This window comes from Bacillus sp. HY001 (assembly GCF_007558965.1).
Taxonomy (GTDB): Bacteria; Bacillota; Bacilli; order Bacillales; family Bacillaceae_G; genus Bacillus_A; species Bacillus_A mobilis.
This window is the reverse complement of sequence record NZ_VLTE01000218.1, coordinates 1-1471: the sequence shown is the minus strand read 5'-3', so window position 1 is coordinate 1471 and position 1471 is coordinate 1. Positions and strand designations below refer to the sequence as shown.

2 protein-coding genes are annotated in these 1471 nt (G+C 30.5%); both read right to left on the bottom strand.

All coding sequences use genetic code 11. The features are described 5' to 3' along the window. Positions 1–996, bottom strand: a 996-nt coding sequence (locus FOT98_RS30550) for a PD-(D/E)XK nuclease family protein (RefSeq protein ID WP_144291234.1), incomplete at its 3' end; no start/stop codon positions are given. Between the two features lie 187 nt (positions 997–1183). After that, positions 1184–1471 (bottom strand): hypothetical protein (locus FOT98_RS32770; protein WP_144291233.1); only part of this gene is annotated, 288 nt, incomplete at its 5' end.

Genomic DNA, 1471 nt, shown 5'->3' with positions numbered 1-1471 from the left:
CTCTTCAAAACTCTCCGTTAAAAAGTCAAACTTCCATTTATATAGGGAGTTATATACTCTAGGTATTGATTGCCTACGAGCAATATTTCCCTTAATTTCGGGATTTTTAGATACTATTGAAATAATATTTGATTTTAATTGATGTAATTCTTGACTTGAAAGATACTTTTCCTTTGGTAATTTAACTTTTAATATAAGATCTTGATAATTAAATTCCCAATAGAATGTTATTGTTTTACTAGAAATGGTTTTATCTAACCATCCTGATTCCCAATTCATAATTGGATTATTATTACCACTGTAAATATTCCAGGCTATTTTGTTTTTTGAATTGGATTTTAGATGATTGTAAAGGTAATAAAATGCAGTGAAATGTGTTCGATACCCGTTCCTGCGCCAAGAATTTTTGTTTTTAATATCAGTTAAAGTAGGAAGTAGATCCTTAATGGTTTTACCTTTTCTTAACTCGCCATGCAAAGAGTCCATCCAATCCCTATATATATAGTGCTCACTATCAATGTTATTAAAGGCAGATATGATATCATTTAAGCAGAAAGTATTAAAGTGGTCATGTTTTGGAATCTGACAAATTTGAGAAGAGCCAAACAGAAAAAGAATAAATATAGCATCTTCGCTGCTGTGAAAACCATCGTAGGTGGCAGTAAGTTGGTCTTCTTTAGCTATAGTGTCAACTTTCATTTCGATTACTATATATTTTAGGTCACGATTATTTAGTGTTATTTCAATAACAAGATCCACTCTTTTTCCACTTCCGATAGAAAATTCTGGTTTACACTCTATAAAATTAATATCCGAACTTTTGAAAGGGGGGAGGATGCCACACGTTTTATATAAATTGCGAAGCACATTTGATTTTTCGGTGTGATCAATCAATTTATTGCTTGAGTCTAACAACCATTTTATAGCACCTGTATGAACTTTTTCAAACTGATACCCTACAATATCTACAAAATTAGGTCTCACAGTAATAAACATCCTTTCATAGTGGGAAATTTGATTATATACGAAGAATAGAAAAACAGCTATCTATTCTTCACGTTAAATACAATTTTAACGAACAAATGTTCTTGTGGTTTTAAAATCATATTCTATTTACTAATTCGCTTGAAAATTTCATTATGGATGATTCATACGTCATTCACAATATAACATTTACAAACTATTATTTAGTGTTGGGAAAGTAGGACTCTGTACTATAAGGTACTCTTGTATTCATTACCTGATAAATGGTTAACTGATCAGCTAATATTTGTTTTTCACAGGCATGGTATTCTTTAAATACCTGTAGTAAATTGAAGTAGACGGGTGTTTCTTCGTAATATAACTCATTGTATGCTTCAATAAGATCTTCAAAATTATACTTCAAACCTTTACTGAAACATACTTTTTCATGTTTAAAACGAGGTTCCTCAAAGTAATCTTTTATTTCATTCCAAGCTGTCTCAATGTC